Here is a 22829-nt window from a genome sequence, read left to right as displayed (position 1 = left end):
GGCAGAGGAGAGCCCGCCGCATCCGCACCCCTCGTCAAGCCCCCGCAGCCTCCAGCACCGCCGCCACCAGCCGCTCTCCTGGCCGATCCCGTCCCCGGCCCAGAGGTCGACGACCGGCCGTCCAGACGGGCGGCGAGCTGGGCCCCCGGCTCGTCGGTGCCCTCGGCGAGTACGGCGGCGAATTCCTCCCGTACGCCCTCGAAGCCCGCGGCGACCGTTCCGTGGACGCTGCTCTCGTTCGACATGGTGGTGTGTGCCCCCCTGGCGGGCCGTGCGACCTTCGCACGGCCTTCACCGCACTGTGGTGCGCGGAAATTCCCTTACTCCACGGCGTCCCGCGCCACGATCTCGCGGGCGAGCGCGGCGAGCTTCGGCAGCGCGGGATGGCCGGGGGCGTCGCGCCGGGCGAGCAGGACCGGGACGGTCGGGGCGTCGACGAGGGAGCGGTAGACGACCCCGGAGTGCGGGTGCATTCCGGCGGTGGACGCGGCGGAGACCCCGACGCCGCGCCCCGCGGCGATGGCGGTCAGCCAGTCGTCGGTGTTGGCGACGGTGAGGGTGGCGGCGGGCCGGGTGTCCGGCGGCCACAGGTCGACGGTGGTCGTGCCGGAGACGGTGTTGAGGACGACGGCGCTGCCCGCCAGATCGGCGAGAGTGAGCGTGGCGTGCCCTGCGAGCGGCCCGTCCGCCGCCACCGCCGCCACCCGGTCCTCCTCGAACAGCACCTCGGTGACGAGCCCCGGTGCCTCGACGGGCCCCCGCAGCAGCGCGGCATCGACCTCGCCGCGGGTGAGCCCGGCGGTGCGGTCGTCGATCCGCAGCAGTTCGAGCGGGGTCTGCGGGTACCGCTCCTGCCAGCGGCGGAGCAGCGGTGTGGTGTACGGGCCGAACGCGGACCAGGCGTGCCCGATCCGCAGTGGCCGGTGGCGCAGTTCGCCGGGGTCGAGCGCCTCGTCGAACGCGGCGATCGCGGCGGCGGCCCTGTCCCGGAAGGCGACGCCTTCGGGGGTGAGGGCGAGATGGTGGGTGGACCGGTCGACGAGCCGGACACCGAGGCGCTGCTCCAGGGCGGCCAGCGTGCGGGAGACCACGGGCTGGGTGAGGCGGAGGCGGGCGGCGGCGCGGGTGACGTTGCCCTCGTCGGCGACGGCGAGGAAGGCGCGCAGATGCCGCACTTCGATACCGCGACCAGCACTTTCCCCAGAACGCCCGATGCTCATGCGCGGGGAGCATAACCAGAGCTCGATCGACATTTCACGTGGCACGCGGAGGTACCTACCGTAAGAGGGCGTACCGCACGAGTGAAGTGCAGTATCTTCAATCGAACAGTGCATTGAGTTGCACTCTCGGATCGAGAGGAACACCGCAGGTGAACGACCAGCGCAGTGCCGCAGCGGCCGCGGCGGCCGTGGAGCGGGCCGCAGCCGTCGCCGTACCCGAGGCGGTTCCCGCCCTGGGCGACGCGGCAGGCCCCGCGGGCCCCAAGGGCCGGAGGGCGGCGCTCGCCCCGGTCGCGCTGGTGGTCGCGGGCGGGCTCTCCGTCCAGTTCGGCTCCGCGGTCGCGGTCCTGCTGATGCCGCGGGCCGGGGCGCTCGGGGTGGTCACCCTGCGCCTGGCCGTCGCCGCGCTCGTCCTGATGGCCGTCTGCCGCCCGAAGCTGCGCGGCCACTCGCGCGCCGACTGGTGCACGGTCCTCGCGTTCGGGGTGGCCATGGGCGGCATGAACACGCTCTTCTACCAGGCCGCCGACCGGATCCCGCTGGGCGCGGCCGTCACCCTGGAGGTGCTGGGCCCGCTGGCCCTCTCGGTGATCGCCTCCCGCCGCCTGATCAACCTGGTGTGGGCGGGTCTCGCGCTGGGCGGGGTCGTGCTGCTGAGCGGGGGCGGCTTCGACCGTCTCGATCCGGTGGGCGCCGCGTACGCACTGGGCGCGGGCGCCATGTGGGCGACCTACATCCTCTTCAGCGCCCGCACCGGCCGCCGCTTCCCCCAGGCGGACGGCCTGGCCCTGGCCCTGGTGGTCGCCGCGCTGCTCTCGCTGCCCCTCGGCATCCTGGAGTCGGGCTCGAAACTGCTGGTCCCGTCCACGCTGGGGATGGGTGCGGCGGTCGCGCTGCTGAGCTCGGTCCTCCCGTACACCCTCGAACTCATGGCGCTGCGCCGTCTGCCCGCGCCCACCTTCGCGATCCTGATGAGCCTGGAACCGGCGATCGCGGCCACCGCCGGCTTCCTGATCCTCGACCAGGCCCTCTCCACGACGGACGCCCTGGCCATCGCCCTGGTCATCGGGGCGAGCATGGGCGCGGTACGCAGCCAGGTGCGGGGCGGGAAGAGCCGCGACCGCGCCTGAGCGGCCGAGTGCGCGTGGCCCGGTCGCCCGACGCCCTGGCCGCCCGTATCCACCGGGCCCCATGAGCGGCGGCGGGACGGATCACCGGATCGCGGAAGGCTCCCCGACCGGGCCGACGGGGGCCATGTACGCACGCATCCGGGCCACACGCCCGTCGGCCGTGGTCCAGCCGTCGGTGCGGCTGCCGAGGTAGCGCCACCCGGCACGTTCGTAGAACGCGATGGCGGCCGCCCCGCCCTCCTCGGCCTCCAGGACGAGCCGCACACCGTCGGCTGCCGCCGCCGCCCTCACCGTGTCGAGCAACGCGCTCGCCACCCCGCGGCGACGTGCCTCGGAGCGCGCGAAGAGCCGGGCGACCGACGCCAGTTCAGCCACGGGCAGACCGGCCTCCTTCGCCAGAACCTCCTCCGTACGTGTGAGCGCCACATGCCCCAGCACCGTCGGACCGTCCACGGCCACCCAGGCATCGAGCAGCCCATGAGGCGTCAGCCAGTTCTTTGGGTCGGCCGGCCACTCGGCCGGGTAGCGGTCTGCCTCGTGCACGGTCGCCAGCGCGTCGACGCACGCCTCCATGTCGCCGTCGCGGCGGTGGCGGATCTCTGCTGCACTCATGACCCGGTGCTCATATCTCGTCCGTGCGGATGCCGGATATCAACGCGTGGAACGCGGTCCGTCCGGTGGTGACGACCCGGGCCGGGCGGGTGCTGTCACGGAGGGCGACGTGGCGAGGGGCCGGGGTGGCGACTTCTACGCAGTTGTTGCCGCCCCCCACGCAGGAGGACGAACGCTGCCGGCTGTCTTCCTTCATGGGTGTCCTCTCATGGTTCGCGCGCGATGGCACGGATGAAGTCTTCCGCGTCCCGACGGCGGGTGGAAAATAATGCAAGCATGCTTGCTTGTTTATGGGTCCGCTGCCATGCTCCTGGGCACACCGCCTTGCCCCGAGGGGAGCGCACCGTGCCCGATGTCGCAGCCGTGATCGACGATCTGCGCGAGGAGAGCCAGGAACTCGACGCACTCGTACGGGAGTTGAGCGCCGGGCAATGGGCCGCCGCGACCCCCGCCCCGGGCTGGAGCATCGCGCACCAGATCGCCCATCTCACCTGGACCGACGAGGTCGCGTCGCTGGCCGCCACCGATGCCGACGCCTTCGCCGGGGAGGTGGCCAAGGCGATGGAGGCGCCCGAATCCTTCGTCGACCAGGGGGCCGAGGAGCCGGCCGCACTGGCGCCCGACGCGCTGCTCGCGCGGTGGCGGGACGGGCGCGGGCGGCTGGAGGCGGTGTTGCGGGGCGCTCCGGCCGGGGTGCGCATCCCCTGGTACGGGCCGCCGATGAGCGTCGCCTCGATGGCGACCGCCCGGATCATGGAGACCTGGGCGCACGGCCAGGACATCGCCGACGCCCTCGGCGTCACCAGGGCCCCCACCGCCCGGCTGCGGCACGTCGCCCGGATCGGGGTGCGGGCCAGGGACTACGCCTACCTGGTACGGGGGATCGCCGCGCCCGGGGAGGAGTTCCGGGTCGAACTGAAGGCGCCCGACGGCGAGTCGATCGCGTTCGGCGCCGAGGACGCACCGCAGCGCGTCACCGGGCCGCTGCTCGACTTCTGCCTCCTGGTCACCCAGCGCGCCCACCGCGACGACCTCGCCCTCCGGGCCACCGGGCCCGACGCCGACCAGTGGCTCGACATCGCCCAGGCGTTCGCCGGGCCGCCCGGACCCGGCCGCTCGCCGCGGGGCGGCGGCGCATGACCGGGCCGCTGCGGATCGGCAACGCCTCCGGGTTCTACGGCGACCGCTTCGACGCCGTGCGCGAGATGCTCACCGGCGGCCCCCTCGACGTCCTCACCGGGGACTACCTGGCCGAACTGACCATGCTCATCCTCGGCCGGAGCCGGCTCAAGGACCCCGCGCGCGGGTACGCCACCACCTTCCTGCGCCAGCTGGAAGAGGGCCTCGGGCTCGCCCACGAGCGCGGGGTGAAGATCGTCACCAATGCCGGAGGGCTCAACCCGGCCGGACTCGCCGACGCCGTACGGGAGTTGGCGCACAAAGTGGGCGTGCCGGTGCGGGTCGCCCATGTGGAGGGCGACGCCCTCCCCGTGCCCGAGGGGTACCTCACCGCCAACGCCTACCTCGGCGGCGCCGGTATCGCCGCCTGCCTCACCGGAGGCGCCGATGTCGTCGTCACCGGGCGGGTCACGGACGCCGCCCTCGTCACCGGGCCCGCCGCCGCCCACTTCGGCTGGGGGCCCGACGACCACGACGCGCTCGCCGGGGCCGTCGTCGCCGGCCACGCACTGGAGTGCGGCACCCAGGCCACCGGCGGGAACTACGCGTTCTTCCGGGGCCACGACCTGCGGCGGCCCGGCTTCCCCGTCGCCGAGATCCACGCCGACGGCTCGTCCGTCGTCACCAAGCACGACGGCACGGGCGGAGTCGTCGATGTCGGCACCGTCACCGCCCAGTTGCTGTACGAGACCGGCGGCGCCCGGTACGCCGGACCGGACGTCACCGCCCGGCTCGACACGGTACGGCTGGTCCAGGAGGGCCCCGACCGGGTGCGGATCTCCGGCGTGCGCGGCGAGGCCCCGCCGGCCACTCTCAAGGTCGGGCTGAACCGGCTCGGCGGCTGGCGCAACGAGGTCGTCTTCGTACTCACCGGGCTCGACATCGAGGCCAAGGCGCGGCTGGTGCAGGACCAGTTCGCGGATGCTCTGGCCCGGTCCGGCCGGCAACCCGGTGACGTGCGCTGGGAGTTGGTCCGGACCGACCGGACCGATGCCGGCACCGAGGAGACCGCGAGCGCGCTGCTGCGGCTCGTCGTCCGCGACCAGGACCCGGAGGCCGTCGGGCGCGCGGTCTCCGGCGCCGCCGTCGAGCTCGCGCTCGGCAGCTACCCGGGCTTCCATGTCACCGCCCCACCCGGAAAGGGCGCCCCGTACGGGGTGTTCGAGGCGGCGTACGTACCGGCGAGCGACGTCCCGCACGTGGCCGTGCTCCCGGACGGACGGCGGGTGCGGCAGGAGCCTCCCGTACGGACGCGGCCCCTCCGGGACGTCGAGGAGCCGCCCCTGCCCGAACCCCTGCCGTCCGGCGGTCCCACCCGGACCGCCCCGCTCGGCCGGGTCGCGGGCGCCCGCAGCGGCGACAAGGGCGGCGACGCCAACGTGGGGGTGTGGGCCGTCGGCGACGACGCCTGGCGGTGGCTGGCCCACGAGCTGACCGTCGAGCGGTTCCGGGAGCTGCTGCCGGAGAGCGCCGGCCTCACCGTCGTACGCCATGTCCTGCCGAACCTCCGCGCCCTGAACTTCGTGGTCCACGGGCTGCTCGGCGAGGGCGTCGCCGGCCGGCACCGGTTCGATCCGCAGGCCAAGGCGGTGGGGGAGTGGCTGCGGTCCCGGTGCCTCGCCATCCCCGTAGCGCTGCTGGAAGCCGTCCACGCACCGGAGGTGAACGCATGACCGTCCTGCCCACCGCACTCGACACCGCGAGCCCCGAATACGCCGCGAACCGTGCGGCCATGCTCGCGAAACTCGACGAGCTGGCCGTCGAGCACACCAAGGCGCAGGCGGGCGGCGGTGCGAAGTACGTCGAGCGGCACCGCTCGCGCGGCAAGCTCCTGGCCCGCGAGCGGATCGAGCTGCTGATCGACCAGGACACCCCGTTCCTGGAGCTGTCGCCGCTCGCCGCCTGGGGGAGCGAGGCCCCCGCGTACGCAGTCGGCGCCTCGCTCGTGACCGGGATCGGGGTGGTGGCGGGCGTGGAGTGCCTGATCACCGCCAACGACCCGACCGTACGCGGCGGCGCCTCCAACCCCTGGACCCTGAAGAAGGCCCTGCGGGCGAACGAGATCGCCTTCGCCAACCGGCTGCCCTGCATCAGCCTCGTCGAGTCCGGCGGCGCCGATCTTCCCTCGCAGAAGGAGATCTTCATCCCGGGCGGGGCGCTGTTCCGCGACCTCACCCGGCTGTCGGCGGCCGGCATTCCGACCGTGGCCGTCGTCTTCGGGAACTCGACCGCCGGTGGGGCGTACGTCCCCGGCATGTCCGACCACACCGTCATGATCAAGGAACGGTCCAAGGTCTTCCTCGGCGGACCGCCCCTGGTGAAGATGGCGACCGGCGAGGAGAGCGACGACGAATCGCTCGGCGGCGCCGAGATGCACGCCCGCACCTCCGGGCTCGCCGACCACTTCGCCGTCGACGAGCAGGACGCGCTGCGCCAGGCCCGCCGGATCGTCGCCCGGCTCAACTGGCGCAAGGCGCACGCCGATCCGGGCCCCGCCGAACCGCCGAAGTACGACGAGGACGAGCTGATCGGCATCGTGCCCGGCGACCTGAAGGTGCCCTTCGATCCGCACGAGGTGATCGCCCGGCTCGTCGACGGCTCCGACTTCGACGCGTTCAAACCGCTCTACGGGACCAGCCTGGTGACCGGATGGGCCGCACTGCACGGCTATCCCGTCGGCATCGTCGCCAACGCGCAGGGCGTGCTGTTCAGCGAGGAGTCGCAGAAGGCCGCGCAGTTCATCCAGCTCGCCAACCAGCGCGACATTCCGCTGCTCTTCCTGCACAACACCACCGGCTACATGGTCGGCAAGGAGTACGAACAGGGCGGCATCATCAAACACGGCGCGATGATGATCAACGCGGTGTCGAACTCGAAGGTCCCGCACCTGTCCGTGCTGATGGGCGCCTCGTACGGAGCCGGGCACTACGGCATGTGCGGACGGGCGTACGACCCGCGCTTCCTCTTCGCCTGGCCCAGCAGCAAGTCCGCCGTCATGGGGCCGCAGCAGCTCGCCGGGGTGCTGTCCCTCGTCGCCCGCGCCTCCGCCGCCGCGAAGGGCCGGCCCTATGACGACGAGGCCGACGCCGGGCTGCGCGCGATGGTGGAGCAGCAGATCGAGTCCGAGTCGCTGCCCATGTTCCTGTCCGGGCGGCTGTACGACGACGGGGTCATCGACCCGCGCGACACCAGGACCGTCCTCGGGATGTGCCTGTCCGCGATCCACACCGCCCCGGTCGAAGGCACCCGTGGCGGCTTCGGAATCTTCCGGATGTGAGGCCACAGATGACCGGGACGAATCAGACGACTCAGACGGCTCGGACGACGGGAGCGGCTCGGACGGCTCGGACGGCGGGAGCGGCTCGGACGGCCGATGCGGCCGGTGCGACGGGTGAGACGGATGCGACCGATGCGGCCGGGGCGGGCGGGGGGCCGCGCACGATCTCCACACTGCTCGTCGCCAACCGGGGCGAGATCGCCTGCCGGATCTTCCGCACCTGCCGCGCGCTGGGCATCGCCACCGTCGCCGTGTACTCCGACGCGGACGCCGACGCGCTCCACGTACGGGAGGCGGACACCGCCGTACGGCTGCCGGGTGCCGCCCCGTCGGACACCTATCTGCGCGGCGATCTCGTCGTACGCGCCGCGCTCGCGGCGGGCGCCGACGCCGTCCACCCCGGGTACGGCTTCCTCTCCGAGAACGCCGCGTTCGCCCGGTCCGTGCGGGACGCCGGACTCGTGTGGGTGGGGCCGCCGGCCGAGGCCGTCGAGCTGATGGCGTCCAAGACCCGCGCCAAGGAGCTGATGGCCGCCGCCGGGGTTCCGCTGCTCGCGCCCGTCGACCCCGAGAAGGCCGGTGCCGCCGACCTGCCGCTGCTGCTGAAGGCGGCGGCGGGCGGGGGCGGTCGCGGGATGCGGATCGTACGTGAACTCGCCGACCTGTCGGGTGAGTTGACGGCGGCCTCCGCCGAGGCCGCTGCCGCCTTCGGGGACGGCGAGGTGTTCGCGGAGCCGTACGTGGAGCGCGGCCGGCACGTCGAGGTCCAGATCATGGCCGACGGGCACGGCGCGGTCTGGGCGCTCGGCACCCGGGACTGCTCGCTCCAGCGGCGCCACCAGAAGGTCGTCGAGGAGGCCCCCGCACCCGGTCTCGGCGACGCGCTGCGGGACCGGCTGCACGAGGCCGCCGTGACCGCCGCCCGCGCGGTCGGCTACCGGGGCGCGGGCACCGTCGAGTTCCTCCTCGGAGCCGACGGGCGGCCGTACTTCCTGGAGATGAACACCCGCCTCCAGGTCGAACACCCCGTCACCGAAGCGGTCTTCGGGCTCGACCTGGTCGCCCTGCAACTGCGCGTCGCGGAAGGCGAGCCGCTGCCCGCCCCCGCGCCCCCCGAGCCGCGCGGCCACGCCGTCGAGGCCCGGCTCTACGCCGAGGACCCCGCCCGCGACTGGCAGCCGCAGACCGGTCCACTGCTCACCCTGGAGGTACCGGACGAACCCGGACTGCGCCTCGACACCGGGTACACCGGCGGCGACACCATCGGCGTGCACTACGACCCGATGCTCGCCAAGGTCGTCGCCCACGCCCCCACCCGCAACGAAGCCGTGCGCCTCCTCGCCCGCGCCCTGGAACGTGCCCGCATCCACGGCCCGGTCACCAACCGCGACCTGCTCGTACGGTCCCTGCGCCACCCCGACTTCCGCGCCGCCCGCCTCGACACCGGCTTCTACGACCGCCATCTGGCCGCCCTCACCGCACCCCCGGACGAGGCGGACCTGCGCCTCGCCGCCCTGGCCGCCGCCCTCGCCGACGCCGCCGCCCGGCAGGACGGCCCCGGCCCCACCCGCTTCGGTGCCTGGCGCAACATCTCCTCGCGCCCCCAGGTCAAGCGCTACCGCGCCGAACCCGGCGGCACCGAACACGAGGCCGCCTACCGCACCGGGCGCACCGGCCCCGTCCCGGAGACCGGAGAACGGGTCGTCGCCGTCCGCCCCGGCCACGTCACCCTCGAAGCCGACTCCCTCACCCGCCACTTCCACCTCACCGTCCACCGGGACACGGTGTACGTGGACACCGCCACCGGCTCGTACACCCTCACCGCCCTGCCCCGCTTCACCGACCCCACCGACCGGACCGAACCCGGTTCCCTGCTCGCCCCCATGCCCGGCACCGTCGTCCGCGTCGCGGAGGGGCTCGGGGCCGGGGCCTCGGTCGAGGCCGGGCAGCCACTGATCTGGCTGGAGGCGATGAAGATGGAACACCGCATCCTCGCCCCCGCCTCCGGCACCCTCATCGCACTGCACGCCGCACCCGGCCTCCAGGTGGAGGTCGGCGCCCTGCTCGCGGTCGTGACCGAACCCACGGACGCCGCCACAGCACCCGCGGCCGCCGAAACCACGGACCTCGAATCCGCAGACCCTGCTGAGGAGAACGCATGAGCAGCTCCGCCCTCGAAACCGAAGAGCACCAGGCCCTGCGCGCAGCCGTCGCCGCCCTCGGGAAGCGCTACGGGCGGGACTACATGACGACCGTCGTACGCGACGGGTCCCACCCGCGCGAGCTGTGGGCCGAAGCCGCGAAGCTCGGCTACCTCGGCGTGAACCTCCCCGAGGAGTACGGCGGCGGAGGCGGCGGCCTGGCCGAACTCTCCATCGTCCTGGAGGAGCTGGGCGCGGCGGGCAGCCCGCTGCTCATGATGGTGGTCTCCCCGGCGATCTGCGGCACCGTCATCGCCCGCTTCGGCACCGGCGCCCAGAAGCGGCAGTGGCTCCCCGGTCTCGCCGACGGCAGCCTCACCATGGCCTTCGGCATCACCGAACCCGACGCGGGCTCCAACTCCCACCGCATCACCACCACCGCCCGCAAGGACGGCGAGGACTGGCTGCTCACCGGGCGCAAGGTCTTCGTCTCCGGCGTCGACATCGCCGACGCCACCCTCGTCGTCGGCCGGACCGAGGACGCCAGGTCCGGCAGGCTCAAGCCCTGCCTCTTCATCGTCCCGCGCGACGCCCCCGGCTTCGGACGCTCGCAGATCGACATGGAACTCCAGGCCCCGGAGAAGCAGTTCGAGCTGGTCCTCGACGACGTACGGCTGCCCGCCGACGCCCTCGTCGGCGAAGAGGACGCCGGACTCCTCCAGCTCTTCGCCGGGCTCAACCCCGAACGCGTCATGACCGCGGCGTTCGGCATCGGCATGGGACGCTACGCGCTCGCCCGCGCCGTCGAGTACGCGAAGACCCGGCAGGTGTGGAAGGAACCCATCGGTTCCCACCAGGCCATCGCCCACCCCCTCGCCCAGGCCCACATAGAACTGGAACTGGCCCGGCTGATGATGCAGAAGGCCGCCCGGCTCTACGACGAGGGCGACGACATCGGTGCCGGCGAGGCCGCCAACATGGCGAAATACGCGGCGGGCGAAGCCTGCGTCAAGGCCGTCGACCAGGCCGTGCACACCCTCGGCGGCAACGGCCTCACCCGCGAATACGGCCTCGCGTCCCTGGTCACCGCGGCCCGCGTCGCCCGGATCGCCCCCGTCAGCCGGGAAATGATCCTGAACTACGTGTCCCACCAGTCCCTGGGGCTCCCCAAGTCGTACTGACACGGGACGGTCTGTCTCGCCACGACGCGGCTGCGCCTCCCGCAGCCCTCGCCGCTCCGAAGGGACCTACCGCCATGGTGCACGTGTTCCACAGCGACCACTCCGCCGTCGAGGTACTCGACCTGCCCATCCATGACGCGGTCCTCGGGCGGGCCACCGCGGCGTTCGGCGACACGGTCGCCCTGATCGACGGGACGGACGACAGCTCCTCCCTCACCTACCGGCAGCTCGACGCCTCCCACCGGAAGATCGCCGCCGCCCTCGCCGCCGCCGGGGTGCGCAAGGGCGACGTACTGGCCCTGCACAGCCCCAACACCATCGCCTACCCAGCGGTCTTCTTCGGGGCGGCACGGGCCGGCGCCACCGTCACCACCGTCCACCCGCTGGCCACGCCGGAGGAGTTCGCCAAACAGCTCCGCGACTCCTCCGCCCGCTGGATCGTCACCGTCTCCCCACTCCTCGAAGCGGCCCGCCGGGCGGCCGAACTCGCCGGCGCCGTCGAGGAGATATTCGTCTGCGACCGGGCGGAGGGACACACCTCCGTACTCGACATGCTCGCCACCACCGCCCCCGAACCCCGCGTCGCCGTCGACCCGGGAGAGGACGTCGCCGCCCTGCCGTACTCCTCCGGCACCACCGGAACCCCCAAGGGCGTCATGCTCACCCACCGCTCCATGGCCACCAACCTGGAGCAGCTGCGCCCCTTCATCCCCATGGGCCCCGGCCACCGCATCCTGGCCGTGCTCCCCTTCTTCCACATCTACGGGCTCACCGCCCTGATGAACGCCCCGCTGCGGATGGGCGCCACCGTCGTCGTGCTGCCGCGCTTCGACCTCGTCCAGTTCCTCACCGCGATCGAGAAGCACCGCATCAGCGGCCTGTACGTGGCCCCGCCGATCGTTCTCGCACTGGCGAAGCACCCCGCGGTCGCCGAGTACGACCTGTCCTCGCTGGAGTACGTCGTCAGCGCCGCCGCCCCGCTCGACGCCGAGCTCGCCGCCGCCTGCTCCCGGCGCCTGGGGCTGCCGCCCGTGCGCCAGGCGTACGGCATGACGGAACTCTCGCCCGGCACGCACGTCGTCCCGCTCGCCGCCGAGAACCCGCCGCCCGGCGCCGTGGGCAGGCTCCTGCCCAGCACCGAGATGCGGATCACCGCCCTGGACCACGGGGCCGAGGACGCCCCGGTCGGCACCGACGGCGAGATCCTGATCCGCGGACCGCAGGTGATGAAGGGCTACCTCGGCCGCCCCGAAGCCACCGCCGGCATGATCGACGCCGACGGCTGGGTGCACACCGGCGACATCGGGCACGTCGACGCCGACGGCTGGCTCTTCGTCGTCGACCGGGTGAAGGAACTCATCAAGTACAAGGGCTACCAGGTCGCCCCCGCCGAACTCGAAGCACTGCTGCTCGGCCACGAAGGGATCGCGGACGCCGCCGTCGTCGGGGTGCACGACGCCGACGGCAACGAGGTCCCCAAGGCCTACCTGGTCCGCCGGAGCTCCGCGGCGGGCGAGAACCTCACGGCGGACGGCGTCATGGCGTACGTCGCCGGGCGCGTCGCCCCGTACAAGAAGATCCGGCAGGTCGAATTCATCGGCGCGGTACCGCGCGCGACCTCGGGAAAGATCCTCCGGCGCGAACTGCGCGACCGGGAACGGAGCCACTGACCGCATGCAGGACTCAAGGGCAGTCCTGTGCGGCCCGCGACGTCGTGGCGTGCAGTCTTGTGAGACGCGCGGTCTCGTCGTCGCGGAACGCGGCTACCTCGCGGCACCGCTGGCTCATGACGAATTCGCCGAGGCTCATGCACAGATCCATGCGCTGGATGCACACCCCGACCATGAAGGGTCCATCCGTGGCCCGGTACAGCCGGACCCCGTAATAGCCTTCCTGGCAGTCCCGGTCATTGTTGAACCGACAGCCGATGCATGTCTCGGGGAGGCGCACGGGGCGGATGCTCTTGGCGTACAGCGTGCGTCCGTCCGGGAGGACATAGCGCACGCGCTGATCGGACGCCCCGGCTGTGACGATGCGGCGGACCGGTACGGCGCCGACGTGATCGACGACAGCTCGCATCGCGTCGAGTGACGCACCGCCGTCCTCCAGTGACACGAGCATGCGCACGACGACGGCGCGGCCGTGCCGCTCGATGATCCGAAGCACGCGGTCCACGTGACTGTGGTCGGGGATCACGATGTTCGCGGACACCTTTACCCCGTGCGTGGTCGCAGTTTCGATCGTGGCATCAAGGGCGGCGAGCTTGCGCTCGGCCAGTTTCGGGGAGGCGAGGCGAGGCCCCTGTACGGCAGCGAGTTCTTCGGGCGTGGTTCCGAAGACGGACAGGTTGATGCGGTCGAGGCCGGCGGCCGCGGCGGCGGGCAGTACTGCGGCCCCAGCTTCGCCGTTCGAGGTGAGTCCCACGGTGAGACCCAGACGGCGGGCAATGGTGATGAGACCGGGCAGGTCCGGGTGAAGGGTGGGTTCTCCGCCGGTGAGGTGGACTTCTGAGGTCGGCAGTGCGCCGCGTACGGCGGCGAGCGCGAGGGCGAAGTCGGCGTCGGCGGCGATCCGAGCCGGCAAGAAGTCGGCGCCGTTGGTGCCCAGGTAGATGGAGACGCGCCCGGAGCGGCCTGAGCTGCCGGTGAACTGATCGGCGGGACGGTGCATGTTGTCGGTCGTCACGGGCGTCCCTTCGTTGTGGCAGAAGGAACAGGCGAGGCCGCACGCATCGATGATCTTCACACGTAAGGTCCGGTCCGGCTGTACTTCGACCGGCAGGTTGGACAGGTTGTGCATGGTGCCCCCTCTCTTGGTCCGGCCGGGGCGGGCGCCCCGGCTGACGGGTGCGGGTGCCGGCCTACTCGAACCGCAGGTCGGCGATGCTTTCGAGGTCGATGCCGTACAAGCCGTAGACCTTCGTGGTGTTGATCGAGGTGAGGCCGTCGCGGTCGAGGCCGAGGGCAGCGGCCGTTTCCCACACCTGTGCTTCGTCGTCGCCCTCGATCTCCAGATAGGGCGGGATGTGCGGCCACTCGTCGACCTCCAGACGGACCGGGCCGAGCGTGTAGGAGGTGCGGCGGTTCTCCTGGTAGCCGCGCGGGGTCAGCCCGACGAGCCGGAGCAGGGCGGCGGCCTCGGCGAGGTCGTCGACCGTCACCTCGGTCTCGCGGGTCCCGTCGACGGCGTCGGTGCTGATCTCTTTGACGCACAGAGTGACCGCGTCTCCCGTGTCGCGCAGGCGCACCCACCGACCGGGAACGGGCGGCACGGTGTCGTACACGTACCGCCGCATGACGCGCGCCGGGACCGCCTCGGCCCCTCCGGCGGCGAGGATCCGTCGGGCGATGTCCGCGGGGTCGATACCGAGGACTTTCGCCTCGTACTCGATGTCTGTCACAGGGCTGACTCCTTGCTTCCTTCGAATGGCGGCAGTTGGATCTGCACGTTCAACGACTCTGGGTCGCCTTGTCCGGCGGGGCCGGTCGGATGGTCAGCCTGACCGCGGGATCTCCGCCCAGACGAACTTGCCGAGGGGCCGGTCCCCGGACCCCCACAGCCCCGGGCACAGCGCGTCGAGGATGACCAGGCCGCGTCCGCGATTGCGTTCGTGGTCGCGCTCGGCGGACGCGAACTGGTGGCGGGGCATGCGGCGTACGGGATCGTGCACCTCGATGCGGGTTCGCTCGCCCTCGGCGTCAAGAACGACGCGGATCTTGTCGTCCGGCTCGGTGCCGTACCGGTAGGCATTGGTGACGAGTTCGCTGGTCACCAGGACGACAGCGTCGATGTGCGGCCCCGGAGTGCCTGGAGCGTGTTGGTCGATGAACTCGCGGACGAAGTCACGGGCACGGCGCACCGATTGCGGTTCGCTCGCCAGCAGCAGGGTGGACGGCGGGGCCTGCGGAAGGTCGATCATGCATGTTCCTCATGGACAAGTGCCTTGTGTGGAAGGTGTTTTGCTCCGTTAGGAGCGGCTACATGGCGGATTGGTCGCTCACGGAGAGTGGTTTCAAGGCTGCACGGCGCAGTACGCAACATGCAAGACTTCATAGCGCTGTACCGCTCTTAAATCATCGAACTGACGTCTTGTGCTGCGAATTGAGCGTCAGACTGCTTTCATCGCGAGGGGCGAAAGTCCCTCATACTGGGTTCTGCAGGAGGGGTGAAAATGGCTGAGGGTCAGACCGGGTCGACCGTTCCACGTCGTCAACTGGGGCGAAATCTCCGGGAACTTCGAAACCGGGCTCGCCTGACAGTGCGTGCGGCGGCGAAGAAGCTCGAATGGTCCGAGGCGAAGATGTGGCGCATCGAGACGGGGCAAACCGCACTGCGAAGCCTCGACGTTCAAGCGATGTGCCTGGTGTACGGCGCTCCGCCGGACCTCACCGAGGCGCTCATGGGGCTGGCGAAGGAGACCAAGGCGCGTGGGTGGTGGCACGCCTACGGCGACTCGATCCCGGAGGGGTTCGATGTCTATGTAGGACTTGAGGAGGCTGCGGAATCGCTGTCGATGTACGAGAGCGATCTCATTCCCGGGCAGCTTCAGACCGAAGGCTACGCACGCGAAATTATTCGTACGCACATCCGTGGGATTGGTGACGCGGAACTCGATGGACGGGTGCGGCTCCGCATGGAGCGTCAGTCACTCCTGACCCGCGCCACCGACCCGCTTGTGCTTCGCGCGGTGCTGAGCGAAACGGTGTTACGTCGTCCTCTGGGCGGCCGCGAGGTGATGGCGCAGCAGCTCGCCCACCTGATCTACGTCGCGAAGCTGCCGAACATCTCGATTCGGGTGGTCCCCTTCGAGGCTGGTGCTCACTCGGGAGTCGTCACCGGGCCGTTCCTGATCCTGCGATTCCCGCTGACCGGTGACGGCGTCGCCACGGAGCCGCCGACCGTCTACGCGGACGGATACACCGGTGGCCTGTACCTGGACAAGGAACGGGAGGTGCAACAGTACGACGCGGCCTTCGACGACATCTGGAAAGCATCGCTGGACGATCAGGCGTCGCTACGTCTGATTTCCGAGGTAGCAGGGAGCTATGAAAACGGTTGAGAACGCCGAGTGGTTCAAGTCGAGCCACAGCAATGGAAACGGCAACTGCGTCGAGGTGGCACACCTTGACGGCGCGGTCGCCGTGCGAGACAGCAAGAAGCAGGCGGGGCCGGTCCTGACCTGTGCTTCCGAGGGGTGGCAGACCTTTATCGGAAGCATGGCCGAGGGCGCGTTGTAGGACCTGCCCGCGGCCATGCGGGCGGGGCAACGGCTTCGCGAAACGCAAAGCGCCTCCGTACAGCCGAAGACGGCCGTGCGGGGGCGTTGCTGTGAGCAGGCGGCGAACCGCCACAGGCGCAGGGTGAGGCTCCTGCTGGCGCGAGGACATGAGCCAAGAGCGGTTGATGAAATGAGGTGCAACGTTCTCTGAGAGCTGTCCCGCAAGTGAGGCCGAGCTCTGAACGGCAGCCGGCTCGGTAGGGTCAGGGCCTAGCCGACGGAAGAGGATCGTATGGCTGGCCAGGGGTAGTTCTCGTCGTGTGACGGTGGCACGGGACCGGGGAATCAGGTATCCGCAGCAGGATCGTTGCATCGGCCCGCCGCGAGGCAGGGAAGGAATCATGCAAGCGTGCTTGATTGTTCTTGCTCCCGCTGCCACGCTCGACGCGACGTCCCCGCAGCAAGGAGAGTGACCGATGAGCCGGCTCGCCCCACCCGTCCACGACCGCGGCATCGCCATCCTCACCCTCGACTCACCGGCCAACCGCAACGCGCTCTCCGCGCGGCTGGTCGGTGAACTCTCCACCGCTCTGGAGGCGTGCGCGGCCGACGACGCGGTACGGGCCGTCGTCCTCACCCACACCGGCAACACGTTCTGCGCGGGCGCGGACCTGACCGGACCGCCCGACCCGGCGGCCTTCGTGGCGCTGATGCGGCAGATCGTCGCGCTGCCCAAGCCCGTCGTCGCCCGGGTCACGGGGCACGTCCGGGCGGGCGGCCTCGGGCTGCTGGGCGCCTGCGACATCTCCGTCGCCGGCCCCGACGCGTCGTTCGCCCTCACCGAGTCCCGGCTCGGCCTCGCCCCCGCCGTCATCTCCCTGCCGCTGCTGCCCCGCATCGACCCGCGTGCCGCCGCCCGCTACTACCTCACCGGCGAACGCTTCGACGCGGCCGAAGCGGCCCGCATCTCCCTGATCACGCTCGCCGCCCAGGACGTGGACCAGGCGCTCGTCCCCGTACTGGACGGACTGCGCAGGGCCTCACCGCAGGGGCTGGCGGCATCGAAGGAGCTGGTCACGGCTACTGTGCTGAGGAGTTTCGACCAGTACGCCGAAGACCTCATCGCCCGATCGGCAGCACTCTTCGCCTCCGCCGAGGCCCGGGAAGGGATGACGGCCTTTCTCGAACGACGGGACCCCGCATGGGTGTTGTGACGCCCTCCACCGACCGGACCCCCAAGCAGGACCGCAGCCGCGCCACCCGCCGACGGCTCCTCGAAGCCGCGGTCGCCTGCCTCGCCGAACACGGCTGGGCCGGCTCCACGGTCGCCGTCGTCGCCGAACGCGCCGGCGTCTCGCGCGGCGCCGCCCAGCACCACTTCCCGACCCGCGAGGACCTGTTCACCGCAGCCGTCGAATACGTCGCCGAGGAACGCTCCGCCGCCCTGCGCGCCCTGCCCGTCCAGGGCCGCACGGCCGTCGTGGCCGCCCTCGTCGACCTCTACACGGGCCCGCTCTTCCGCGCCGCGCTCCAGCTCTGGGCCGCCGCGTCCAACGAGGAGCAGCTCCGCCCCCGCGTCACCGAACTCGAAGCCCGCGTCGGCCGCGAGACCCACCGCATCGCCGTCGAACTCCTCACCGCCGACGAGACGGAGCCCGGCGTGCGCGAAACGGTCCAGGGCCTCCTCGACATGGCCCGCGGCCTCGGCCTGGCCAACGTCCTCACCGACGACACCGCCCGGCGCCGAAGGGTCGTGGCGCAGTGGGCGGCGCTGCTGGACGAGGCACTGGGCTGAGTCCCGGGGCCCGGAGCGGGGCCCGGGACCGCCCCCGGTTCCCCGATCAGTTCCCCAGGTCCGCGAGCTGCTCGTATCCCTCGATCTCCCGGGGATCCCGCGACCCGGGCCCCACGTACCGCGCCGAAGGCCGCACCAGCCGCCCCGTCCGCTTCTGCTCCAGGATGTGCGCCGACCAGCCCGCCGTACGCGCACACGTGAACATCGACGTGAACATGTGCGCCGGAACCTCCGCGAAGTCCAGCATGATCGCCGCCCAGAACTCCACGTTCGTCGCCAGCACCCGGTCCGGGCGCCGTGCGTGCAGCTCCTCCAGCGCGGCCTTCTCCAGCGCCAGCGCCACCTCGAAGCGCGGCGCGCCCAGCTCCTCGGCCGTACGCCGCAGCACGCGCGCCCGCGGGTCCTCCGCCCGGTAGACCCGGTGTCCGAAGCCCATCAGCCGCTCACCCCTGTCCAGGGCCTTCTTCACATACGCGATGGCATCGCCGGTCCGCTCGATCTCCTCGATCATGCCGAGGACCCGGGACGGCGCGCCCCCGTGCAGCGGCCCCGACATCGCGCCCACCGCGCCCGACAGCGCCGCCGCCACATCGGCGCCGGTCGAGGCGATGACGCGGGCCGTGAACGTGGACGCGTTCATGCCGTGCTCGGCGGCCGACGTCCAGTACGCGTCGACGGCCTTGACGTGCCGGGGGTCCGGCTCACCGCGCCAGCGGATCATGAACCGCTCGACCACGGACCGCGCCTTGTCGATCTCGCTCTGCGGCACCATCGGCAGCCCCTGTCCGCGCGCCGACTGGGCGACGTAGGACAGGGCCATCACGGCGGCCCGCGCCAGATCGTTGCGCGCCGTCTCCTCGTCGATGTCGAGCAGCGGCTTCAGCCCCCACACGGGAGCGAGCATCGCCAGCGCGGACTGCACATCGACCCGGATGTCACCCGAGTGGACCGGGATCGGGAACGGCTCGGCGGGCGGCAGACCGGGGTTGAACGCCCCGTCGACCAGCAGTCCCCAGACATTTCCGAACGACACGTGGCCGACGAGATCCTCGATGTCGACACCGCGGTAGCGGAGCGAACCGCCTTCCTTGTCCGGTTCGGCGATCTCCGTCTCGAACGCGACGACTCCCTCTAGTCCCGGTACGAAGTCGGACATGGCGGCTCCCTCGGTCGGCGGCTGTACGGAGGCCACAGTGGCCTGCCCCAAGATATTGGCGGGTTCCCACGACGCGGGGAAGCGTGACATCCGGCACAGCTTCCCGATTCACCGGTGACCGGTTGGCACCCCCTCCCTGCCGGGCGGACTCGGCCGCTGCGGCAGGATGACCCCGTGCCCACCGCAGATTCCCCCTCCGATTCCACCACCGATCCGGCCGCGATGCGCGAGCAGTACCGTTCCGTGGCCTTCACCGAGGACACGCTGGCCGCCGACCCGATCCAGCAGTTCGCCCACTGGTTCCGGCAGGTCGCCGCGGGCGGGGTGCTCCACGAGCCCAACGCCATGGTGGTCTCCACCGCCACCCCCGAGGGCCGGCCGTCCTCACGCACGGTGCTGCTGAAGAAGTACGACGAACGCGGCTTCGTCTTCTTCACCAACTACGAATCCCGCAAGGGCCGCGAACTGACCGCCAACCCGTATGTCTCGCTGCTCTTCCCCTGGCACCCGATGGCCCGCCAGGTCATCGTCACCGGCACGGCGTCCCGCGTCGGCCGCGAGGAGACGGTCGCCTACTTCCGCACCCGCCCGCACGGCTCCCAGCTGGGCGCCTGGGCGAGCGCCCAGTCGACGGTGATCGGCACCCGCGACGAGCTGATCGCACGCTACGAGGAACTGGCCGCCCGCTACCCGGAGGGCGAACACGTCCCCGCGCCCCCGAACTGGGGCGGCTTCCGCGTCGTCCCCGCCACGATCGAGTTCTGGCAGGGCCACGAGAACCGGCTGCACGACCGCCTGCGGTACGTGCGCGAGGGCGAGGGCTGGCGCGTCGAGCGCCTGTGCCCGTAACGGCCCCCCGACACGCAGGAACCCGCAGGCTCTGGTCCCTCCTTGCGGAGGAGCCGGCCGGACTTACCGGCGAGCCTGCGGGTCGGTGACTGCTTGGGTTTCGGCAGACAGCCTGCCGAGGTGCACTGTGTGCGACGACGGGCTGTCAGCCCGCAGCCACCTCACGAATCCGATAAGACTGCACTTTTCGGATCACCTCCTTTCATCGCTGACAGCAGCCTAGGAACCCTTCCGGGACCGCACAACCGAATTAAGCCGGTGTCCTGTGTGGCGGTGGGGCGTGGGGCTGTTCCTGGGGCGGGATACGTGGAGTCGGATTGTTCCTGAGAGGGTGACGCCCGCTGCGGGCGTGGAGGCGCTGCCGTGCTCACCCAGGGCCGGCGGATATATTTCGTAGCTCGATATATGCTCGACGCATGACAAGGCAGAACCCGTCCCTGACGGAACCGCAGTACTTCATCCTTGCTGCGCTCATGGACGGGCCGTTGCACGGTTACGGCATCATCAAGGCTGCCGAGCGGGCCACCGACGGGCGGCTCCGGATCGCTGTCGGCACTCTCTATGGCGCGCTGGAGCGATTCGAGCGGGCCGGGCTGGTGGCCGCCGACCGCGAGGAGATCGTGGACGGGCGGGCGCGGCGCTACTACCGGCTCACGGAGGACGGCACCCAGGTGCTCGGCCGGGAGGCGCTGCGGATGCAGCAGGCGGCAGCCGTCGTCATCGGACGCTCGCGGGATGTCGGAGTGGCCCGGGCATGAACCGTCTGCTGCTTGCTGCCTACCCCAAGTCCTACCGTTCCCGGCAGGGTGAGGAGCTGCTGGACTGCCTGGCCGAGGCGTATCCCGGCCGTTCCTGGCCCCCGCCGCAGGAGGTCGTGGCCTTGGCGCGTGCCGGGGTGCAGGCCCGCGCCCGTGCCGTCGTCGACGACACGGCCCGGCCGTGGTGGCTGGACGGCATCCATCTGACCGCTCTCGTCCTCGCCGCGCTGGCGCTGGTGCCGTACCTGCAGGATGTCTGGCACTGGGGACTGCACATCGATCCCGGCCGGCATGCCATCGCCTTCCACTTCTCCGGCTGGTACCCGTGGGCGCAAGGTCCCGGCACGCGGACGCGGCTCCTGCCCTACGGGCTGCTTCCGCTGGTCTGCCTGATCGCCCTGCTGCGCGGCAAGCCGTGGATCGCACTGCCGGCCGCGGCGGCGATGATCTGCGCCGGTGCCACGTTCAACAGCAATACGCTCTTCGGCGACGAGGGCAAGGTGGGCCTGGGCTATTACGGGCTGGGCGCCCCGATATCGGCCCGTGACCTGGCGCTGTCGGGGGTACTGTGCACCGCGTGCGCCGTGCTGGCGGTCTGCCGTCCCAGCCGGCTGCGACGCCACTCGTACCGCCGGCTGGTCCCCGTCGTGCTCGCCATGTTCGTGGCCGGGGGCCTGCACATCATCTCCATCGGTCCGGCCTTCCAACGCGGCCTGTTCGCCCTCGAAGTCGCCGCGCTGATCGCCGCGTGGGTGGCGACGGCCGCCACCGGGGACTACCGGTGGCTGATCCCCGTCGCGGCGTTCGCGTTCATCCGCACGCAGGCGATCGTCATCCAGCCGAACTGGTTCATGCAGTCCCTGCCGGACCTGGTCGTTCTCCTCCTCCTGATCGCGCCCCTCCCGGCCCTGGCGATCGCCGCCCAGCGCCGGCAGGGCCAGGCGCTCCTCGAATAGGAGCAGATTCCGGTGGGCCGGCCGAGCCCGTCGGCCCCTTGCGTGCCGGAGGAGGCACGTGACCGAACTGCTGCCGACGGACATGGAAAGAAAACGATGACTCAGCAAGATCACTCGACCCTGCCCACGCACCCGGACACCCCCGGACAGGTCCCCGGGGCCACGGCCGAACGCAGCCCTTCGCGGACGATGCGGCCATGGATCTCGGCTCTGCTGTGCCTCGTGGGGTTCCTGGCGGTCTACCTGATCGCCGTCTGCACCCCGTTCGGGCAACGGGCGGAAAATGCCCTGTTCAACAACAACGGCGCCAACCCGGCATGGATCTACGACTGGTCGGGGACGGCCTACGATTCGCCGGCCCTGCCGCCCCTGGACCAGACCGCGATGCCCACCCTGCTCGTGGGCATCGCGGTCATCGTGGCCGTCACCCTGGTCCGGAGGTGCTGGTGGCAAGGGTGCGCGGCGATCGGGGTCGTCATGGCCACGCTCGGGAGCAAGGAACTCACCAGGACGATCCTGCCCCGCCCCGACCTGGTCGGCGCGCGCGTCAGCCTCATCGAGCCGAGCTTCCCCAGTGGGCACGCGGCCATCCCCGCCGGGCTGGCCCTCGGCGCCGTCCTCGTCGCTTCCCCTCGCATCCGCCCCTACGTGACAGCGGCCGGCATGCTGTGGCTCGCCGTCACCGCCGGCGCCGTCCAGGCCACCTACCACCACCGGCCCAGCGACGTGCTGGGCTCCACACTGCTGGCCTGTGCCTGCTACAGCCTCGCGGCCCGGCTGCTGCCACCCGCCGCCGCACCGGGCGTCATGCGGCGCCCTCGTGCGCTGCCGGCCATCGCCCTCGCACTGTCAGCGGCCGGCGCGCTCGCCGCCGGCGCACGCGACGACTCCGTCACACAATCGCTGGTCTTCGCGGCAGCGGCCTTCCTGTGCGCGGCCCTGTTCTGGTACACCGCAGCGGAGGGCCCCGCACGCCCCGCACGCCGCACACGCCCCGCACGGGGGTGACCACCCGGCCCGCTCCGGGCGGGAACCGGCGCATCCTCGCGAAGCGGCGGTCCGACGCCACCGCCCAGTCGTAGAAGCCGTCCGGGAGTTGTCTTTACATGTCAGCCCACATCAAGAGCGATGCGAGGGTGACGGCTGTCCGGTAGGGCTCGGTGGTCTTCTCGTAGCGGGTGTCGTCCAGCCGCTTCCTGCCCCGCAACGACTCGGGCAGCAGCGGCCGGACGAACTCCCGCTCGGCATCCGGCAGTTCATGTCGACGTACCCCTGATCGTGATCCACCGCTCAACCATTTGAAGGCACCACCTGGCCGGGGCTGGGTTGGACCGATCGGCATGCAATCCCCCCTGGA

23 protein-coding genes are annotated in these 22829 nt (G+C 71.4%); 15 read left to right on the top strand and 8 right to left on the bottom strand.

From position 1 onward, the window contains the following. Window positions 1-320: 320 nt before the first annotated feature. Window positions 321-1220, bottom strand: coding sequence for a LysR family transcriptional regulator (locus ACIOMQ_RS04015; protein ID WP_402187777.1), 900 nt, complete (start codon window positions 1218-1220; stop codon window positions 321-323). A 149-nt stretch (window positions 1221-1369) separates the two neighbouring features. On the opposite strand from ACIOMQ_RS04015, the gene ACIOMQ_RS04010 reads away from it, so the two are divergent. After that, entirely contained in the window at window positions 1370-2350 is a 981-nt protein-coding gene (locus tag ACIOMQ_RS04010) for an EamA family transporter (RefSeq protein ID WP_402187775.1), read from the top strand. 81 nt (window positions 2351-2431) lie between these two features. Here the strand turns inward: ACIOMQ_RS04010 and ACIOMQ_RS04005 are convergent, their stop codons facing one another. Together ACIOMQ_RS04005 and ACIOMQ_RS04000 are read right to left on the bottom strand one after the other, a co-directional pair. Continuing rightward, window positions 2432-2962: a GNAT family N-acetyltransferase gene (locus ACIOMQ_RS04005; RefSeq protein WP_362195399.1), complete on the bottom strand. Its 531-nt coding sequence runs from the start codon at window positions 2960-2962 to the stop codon at window positions 2432-2434. Between the two features lie 10 nt (window positions 2963-2972). Beyond that, window positions 2973-3158, bottom strand: coding sequence for a DUF397 domain-containing protein (locus ACIOMQ_RS04000; RefSeq protein ID WP_402187773.1), 186 nt, complete (start codon window positions 3156-3158; stop codon window positions 2973-2975). A gap of 149 nt (window positions 3159-3307) precedes the next feature. Between ACIOMQ_RS04000 and ACIOMQ_RS03995 the strand changes: the two genes are divergently transcribed. The 6 genes from ACIOMQ_RS03995 (at window position 3308) to ACIOMQ_RS03970 (ending at window position 12410) form a co-directional block, all read left to right on the top strand. Further along, on the top strand, window positions 3308-4102 hold the full coding sequence (locus tag ACIOMQ_RS03995; protein WP_402187770.1) for a TIGR03084 family metal-binding protein: 795 nt from the start codon (window positions 3308-3310) through the stop codon (window positions 4100-4102). Next, window positions 4099-5814 (top strand): acyclic terpene utilization AtuA family protein, encoded by a 1716-nt coding sequence (locus ACIOMQ_RS03990; protein WP_402187768.1) that lies wholly within the window; start codon window positions 4099-4101, stop codon window positions 5812-5814. The genes ACIOMQ_RS03995 and ACIOMQ_RS03990 overlap by 4 nt, the downstream gene beginning before the upstream one ends. Continuing rightward, on the top strand, window positions 5811-7418 hold the full coding sequence (locus ACIOMQ_RS03985; RefSeq protein ID WP_401985665.1) for an acyl-CoA carboxylase subunit beta: 1608 nt from the start codon (window positions 5811-5813) through the stop codon (window positions 7416-7418). Before ACIOMQ_RS03990 ends, ACIOMQ_RS03985 begins: the two co-directional genes overlap by 4 nt. An 8-nt stretch (window positions 7419-7426) precedes the next feature. After that, window positions 7427-9580, top strand: a complete 2154-nt coding sequence (locus ACIOMQ_RS03980) for an acetyl/propionyl/methylcrotonyl-CoA carboxylase subunit alpha (RefSeq protein WP_402187766.1) — start codon at window positions 7427-7429, stop codon at window positions 9578-9580. Next, a complete protein-coding gene (locus ACIOMQ_RS03975; protein ID WP_362195422.1) occupies window positions 9577-10740 on the top strand; it encodes an acyl-CoA dehydrogenase in 1164 nt (387 codons plus the stop codon). The genes ACIOMQ_RS03980 and ACIOMQ_RS03975 overlap by 4 nt, the downstream gene beginning before the upstream one ends. Window positions 10741-10814: 74 nt before the next feature. Next, the gene (locus ACIOMQ_RS03970) at window positions 10815-12410 is read left to right on the top strand and encodes an AMP-binding protein (RefSeq protein WP_402187764.1); all 1596 of its coding nucleotides are present in this window, start codon (window positions 10815-10817) and stop codon (window positions 12408-12410) included. A gap of 13 nt (window positions 12411-12423) precedes the next feature. Here the strand turns inward: ACIOMQ_RS03970 and ACIOMQ_RS03965 are convergent, their stop codons facing one another. From ACIOMQ_RS03965 to ACIOMQ_RS03955, 3 genes are all read right to left on the bottom strand, one after another. Then, window positions 12424-13539, bottom strand: coding sequence for a radical SAM protein (locus ACIOMQ_RS03965; RefSeq protein ID WP_362195428.1), 1116 nt, complete (start codon window positions 13537-13539; stop codon window positions 12424-12426). A gap of 61 nt (window positions 13540-13600) precedes the next feature. After that, window positions 13601-14140, bottom strand: a complete 540-nt coding sequence (locus tag ACIOMQ_RS03960) for a CYTH domain-containing protein (protein ID WP_362195431.1) — start codon at window positions 14138-14140, stop codon at window positions 13601-13603. A gap of 93 nt (window positions 14141-14233) precedes the next feature. Beyond that, window positions 14234-14659, bottom strand: a complete 426-nt coding sequence (locus ACIOMQ_RS03955) for an ATP-binding protein (protein WP_362195434.1) — start codon at window positions 14657-14659, stop codon at window positions 14234-14236. A 252-nt stretch (window positions 14660-14911) separates the two neighbouring features. On the opposite strand from ACIOMQ_RS03955, the gene ACIOMQ_RS03950 reads away from it, so the two are divergent. The 4 genes from ACIOMQ_RS03950 to ACIOMQ_RS03935 all read left to right on the top strand — a co-directional run bounded on the left by ACIOMQ_RS03950 (window position 14912) and on the right by ACIOMQ_RS03935 (window position 17753). Further along, window positions 14912-15799, top strand: coding sequence for a helix-turn-helix transcriptional regulator (locus ACIOMQ_RS03950; protein WP_362195437.1), 888 nt, complete (start codon window positions 14912-14914; stop codon window positions 15797-15799). After that, the gene (locus ACIOMQ_RS03945) at window positions 15786-15977 is read left to right on the top strand and encodes a DUF397 domain-containing protein (protein ID WP_362195440.1); all 192 of its coding nucleotides are present in this window, start codon (window positions 15786-15788) and stop codon (window positions 15975-15977) included. Before ACIOMQ_RS03950 ends, ACIOMQ_RS03945 begins: the two co-directional genes overlap by 14 nt. A gap of 457 nt (window positions 15978-16434) precedes the next feature. Then, window positions 16435-17172, top strand: coding sequence for an enoyl-CoA hydratase family protein (locus ACIOMQ_RS03940; protein WP_401985673.1), 738 nt, complete (start codon window positions 16435-16437; stop codon window positions 17170-17172). After that, window positions 17160-17753 carry a TetR/AcrR family transcriptional regulator gene (locus ACIOMQ_RS03935; RefSeq protein ID WP_362195446.1) on the top strand — a complete coding sequence of 198 codons (594 nt, stop codon included), beginning with the start codon at window positions 17160-17162 and terminating at the stop codon, window positions 17751-17753. The genes ACIOMQ_RS03940 and ACIOMQ_RS03935 overlap by 13 nt, the downstream gene beginning before the upstream one ends. A 46-nt stretch (window positions 17754-17799) precedes the next feature. On the opposite strand, the gene ACIOMQ_RS03930 is transcribed toward ACIOMQ_RS03935, so the two are convergent. Then, the gene (locus ACIOMQ_RS03930; RefSeq protein ID WP_401263071.1) at window positions 17800-18909 is read right to left on the bottom strand and encodes a citrate synthase 2; all 1110 of its coding nucleotides are present in this window, start codon (window positions 18907-18909) and stop codon (window positions 17800-17802) included. Between the two features lie 222 nt (window positions 18910-19131). Here ACIOMQ_RS03930 and pdxH point away from each other — a divergent pair, with 222 nt between their 5' ends. From pdxH to ACIOMQ_RS03910, 4 genes are all read left to right on the top strand, one after another. Next, window positions 19132-19758 carry a pyridoxamine 5'-phosphate oxidase gene (pdxH, locus tag ACIOMQ_RS03925; protein ID WP_362196030.1) on the top strand — a complete coding sequence of 209 codons (627 nt, stop codon included), beginning with the start codon at window positions 19132-19134 and terminating at the stop codon, window positions 19756-19758. A gap of 416 nt (window positions 19759-20174) precedes the next feature. Continuing rightward, entirely contained in the window at window positions 20175-20516 is a 342-nt protein-coding gene (locus tag ACIOMQ_RS03920) for a PadR family transcriptional regulator (RefSeq protein WP_362195452.1), read from the top strand. Continuing rightward, window positions 20513-21472, top strand: coding sequence for a hypothetical protein (locus ACIOMQ_RS03915; RefSeq protein WP_362195455.1), 960 nt, complete (start codon window positions 20513-20515; stop codon window positions 21470-21472). Before ACIOMQ_RS03920 ends, ACIOMQ_RS03915 begins: the two co-directional genes overlap by 4 nt. A gap of 96 nt (window positions 21473-21568) precedes the next feature. Further along, window positions 21569-22480, top strand: coding sequence for a phosphatase PAP2 family protein (locus ACIOMQ_RS03910; protein WP_401263074.1), 912 nt, complete (start codon window positions 21569-21571; stop codon window positions 22478-22480). A gap of 94 nt (window positions 22481-22574) precedes the next feature. Here ACIOMQ_RS03910 and ACIOMQ_RS03905 read toward each other — a convergent pair whose 3' ends face one another. Further along, window positions 22575-22766 (bottom strand): hypothetical protein, encoded by a 192-nt coding sequence (locus ACIOMQ_RS03905; RefSeq protein WP_362195458.1) that lies wholly within the window; start codon window positions 22764-22766, stop codon window positions 22575-22577. Between the last annotated feature and the right edge of the window lie 63 nt (window positions 22767-22829).

This window comes from Streptomyces sp. NPDC087845, assembly GCF_044742755.1.
Classification (GTDB): domain Bacteria; phylum Actinomycetota; class Actinomycetes; order Streptomycetales; family Streptomycetaceae; genus Streptomyces.
The sequence above is the reverse complement of the archived record's forward strand: the minus strand, read 5'-3'. Positions and strand labels throughout refer to the sequence as shown.

Coding starts and splice junctions, on each gene's coding strand:
- pdxH (WP_362196030.1), top strand. CDS start 19,132: ATGCGCGAGCAGTACCGTTCCGTGGCCTTCACCGAGGACACGCTGGCC.
- ACIOMQ_RS03965 (WP_362195428.1), bottom strand. CDS start 13,539: ATGCACAACCTGTCCAACCTGCCGGTCGAAGTACAGCCGGACCGGACC.
- ACIOMQ_RS03975 (WP_362195422.1), top strand. CDS start 9,577: ATGAGCAGCTCCGCCCTCGAAACCGAAGAGCACCAGGCCCTGCGCGCA.
- ACIOMQ_RS03935 (WP_362195446.1), top strand. CDS start 17,160: ATGGGTGTTGTGACGCCCTCCACCGACCGGACCCCCAAGCAGGACCGC.
- ACIOMQ_RS03990 (WP_402187768.1), top strand. CDS start 4,099: ATGACCGGGCCGCTGCGGATCGGCAACGCCTCCGGGTTCTACGGCGAC.
- ACIOMQ_RS03940 (WP_401985673.1), top strand. CDS start 16,435: ATGAGCCGGCTCGCCCCACCCGTCCACGACCGCGGCATCGCCATCCTC.
- ACIOMQ_RS03945 (WP_362195440.1), top strand. CDS start 15,786: ATGAAAACGGTTGAGAACGCCGAGTGGTTCAAGTCGAGCCACAGCAAT.
- ACIOMQ_RS03910 (WP_401263074.1), top strand. CDS start 21,569: ATGACTCAGCAAGATCACTCGACCCTGCCCACGCACCCGGACACCCCC.
- ACIOMQ_RS04000 (WP_402187773.1), bottom strand. CDS start 3,158: ATGAAGGAAGACAGCCGGCAGCGTTCGTCCTCCTGCGTGGGGGGCGGC.
- ACIOMQ_RS03985 (WP_401985665.1), top strand. CDS start 5,811: ATGACCGTCCTGCCCACCGCACTCGACACCGCGAGCCCCGAATACGCC.
- ACIOMQ_RS03970 (WP_402187764.1), top strand. CDS start 10,815: ATGGTGCACGTGTTCCACAGCGACCACTCCGCCGTCGAGGTACTCGAC.
- ACIOMQ_RS03915 (WP_362195455.1), top strand. CDS start 20,513: ATGAACCGTCTGCTGCTTGCTGCCTACCCCAAGTCCTACCGTTCCCGG.
- ACIOMQ_RS04015 (WP_402187777.1), bottom strand. CDS start 1,220: ATGAGCATCGGGCGTTCTGGGGAAAGTGCTGGTCGCGGTATCGAAGTG.
- ACIOMQ_RS03980 (WP_402187766.1), top strand. CDS start 7,427: ATGACCGGGACGAATCAGACGACTCAGACGGCTCGGACGACGGGAGCG.
- ACIOMQ_RS03930 (WP_401263071.1), bottom strand. CDS start 18,909: ATGTCCGACTTCGTACCGGGACTAGAGGGAGTCGTCGCGTTCGAGACG.
- ACIOMQ_RS04005 (WP_362195399.1), bottom strand. CDS start 2,962: ATGAGTGCAGCAGAGATCCGCCACCGCCGCGACGGCGACATGGAGGCG.
- ACIOMQ_RS03950 (WP_362195437.1), top strand. CDS start 14,912: ATGGCTGAGGGTCAGACCGGGTCGACCGTTCCACGTCGTCAACTGGGG.
- ACIOMQ_RS03955 (WP_362195434.1), bottom strand. CDS start 14,659: ATGATCGACCTTCCGCAGGCCCCGCCGTCCACCCTGCTGCTGGCGAGC.
- ACIOMQ_RS03920 (WP_362195452.1), top strand. CDS start 20,175: ATGACAAGGCAGAACCCGTCCCTGACGGAACCGCAGTACTTCATCCTT.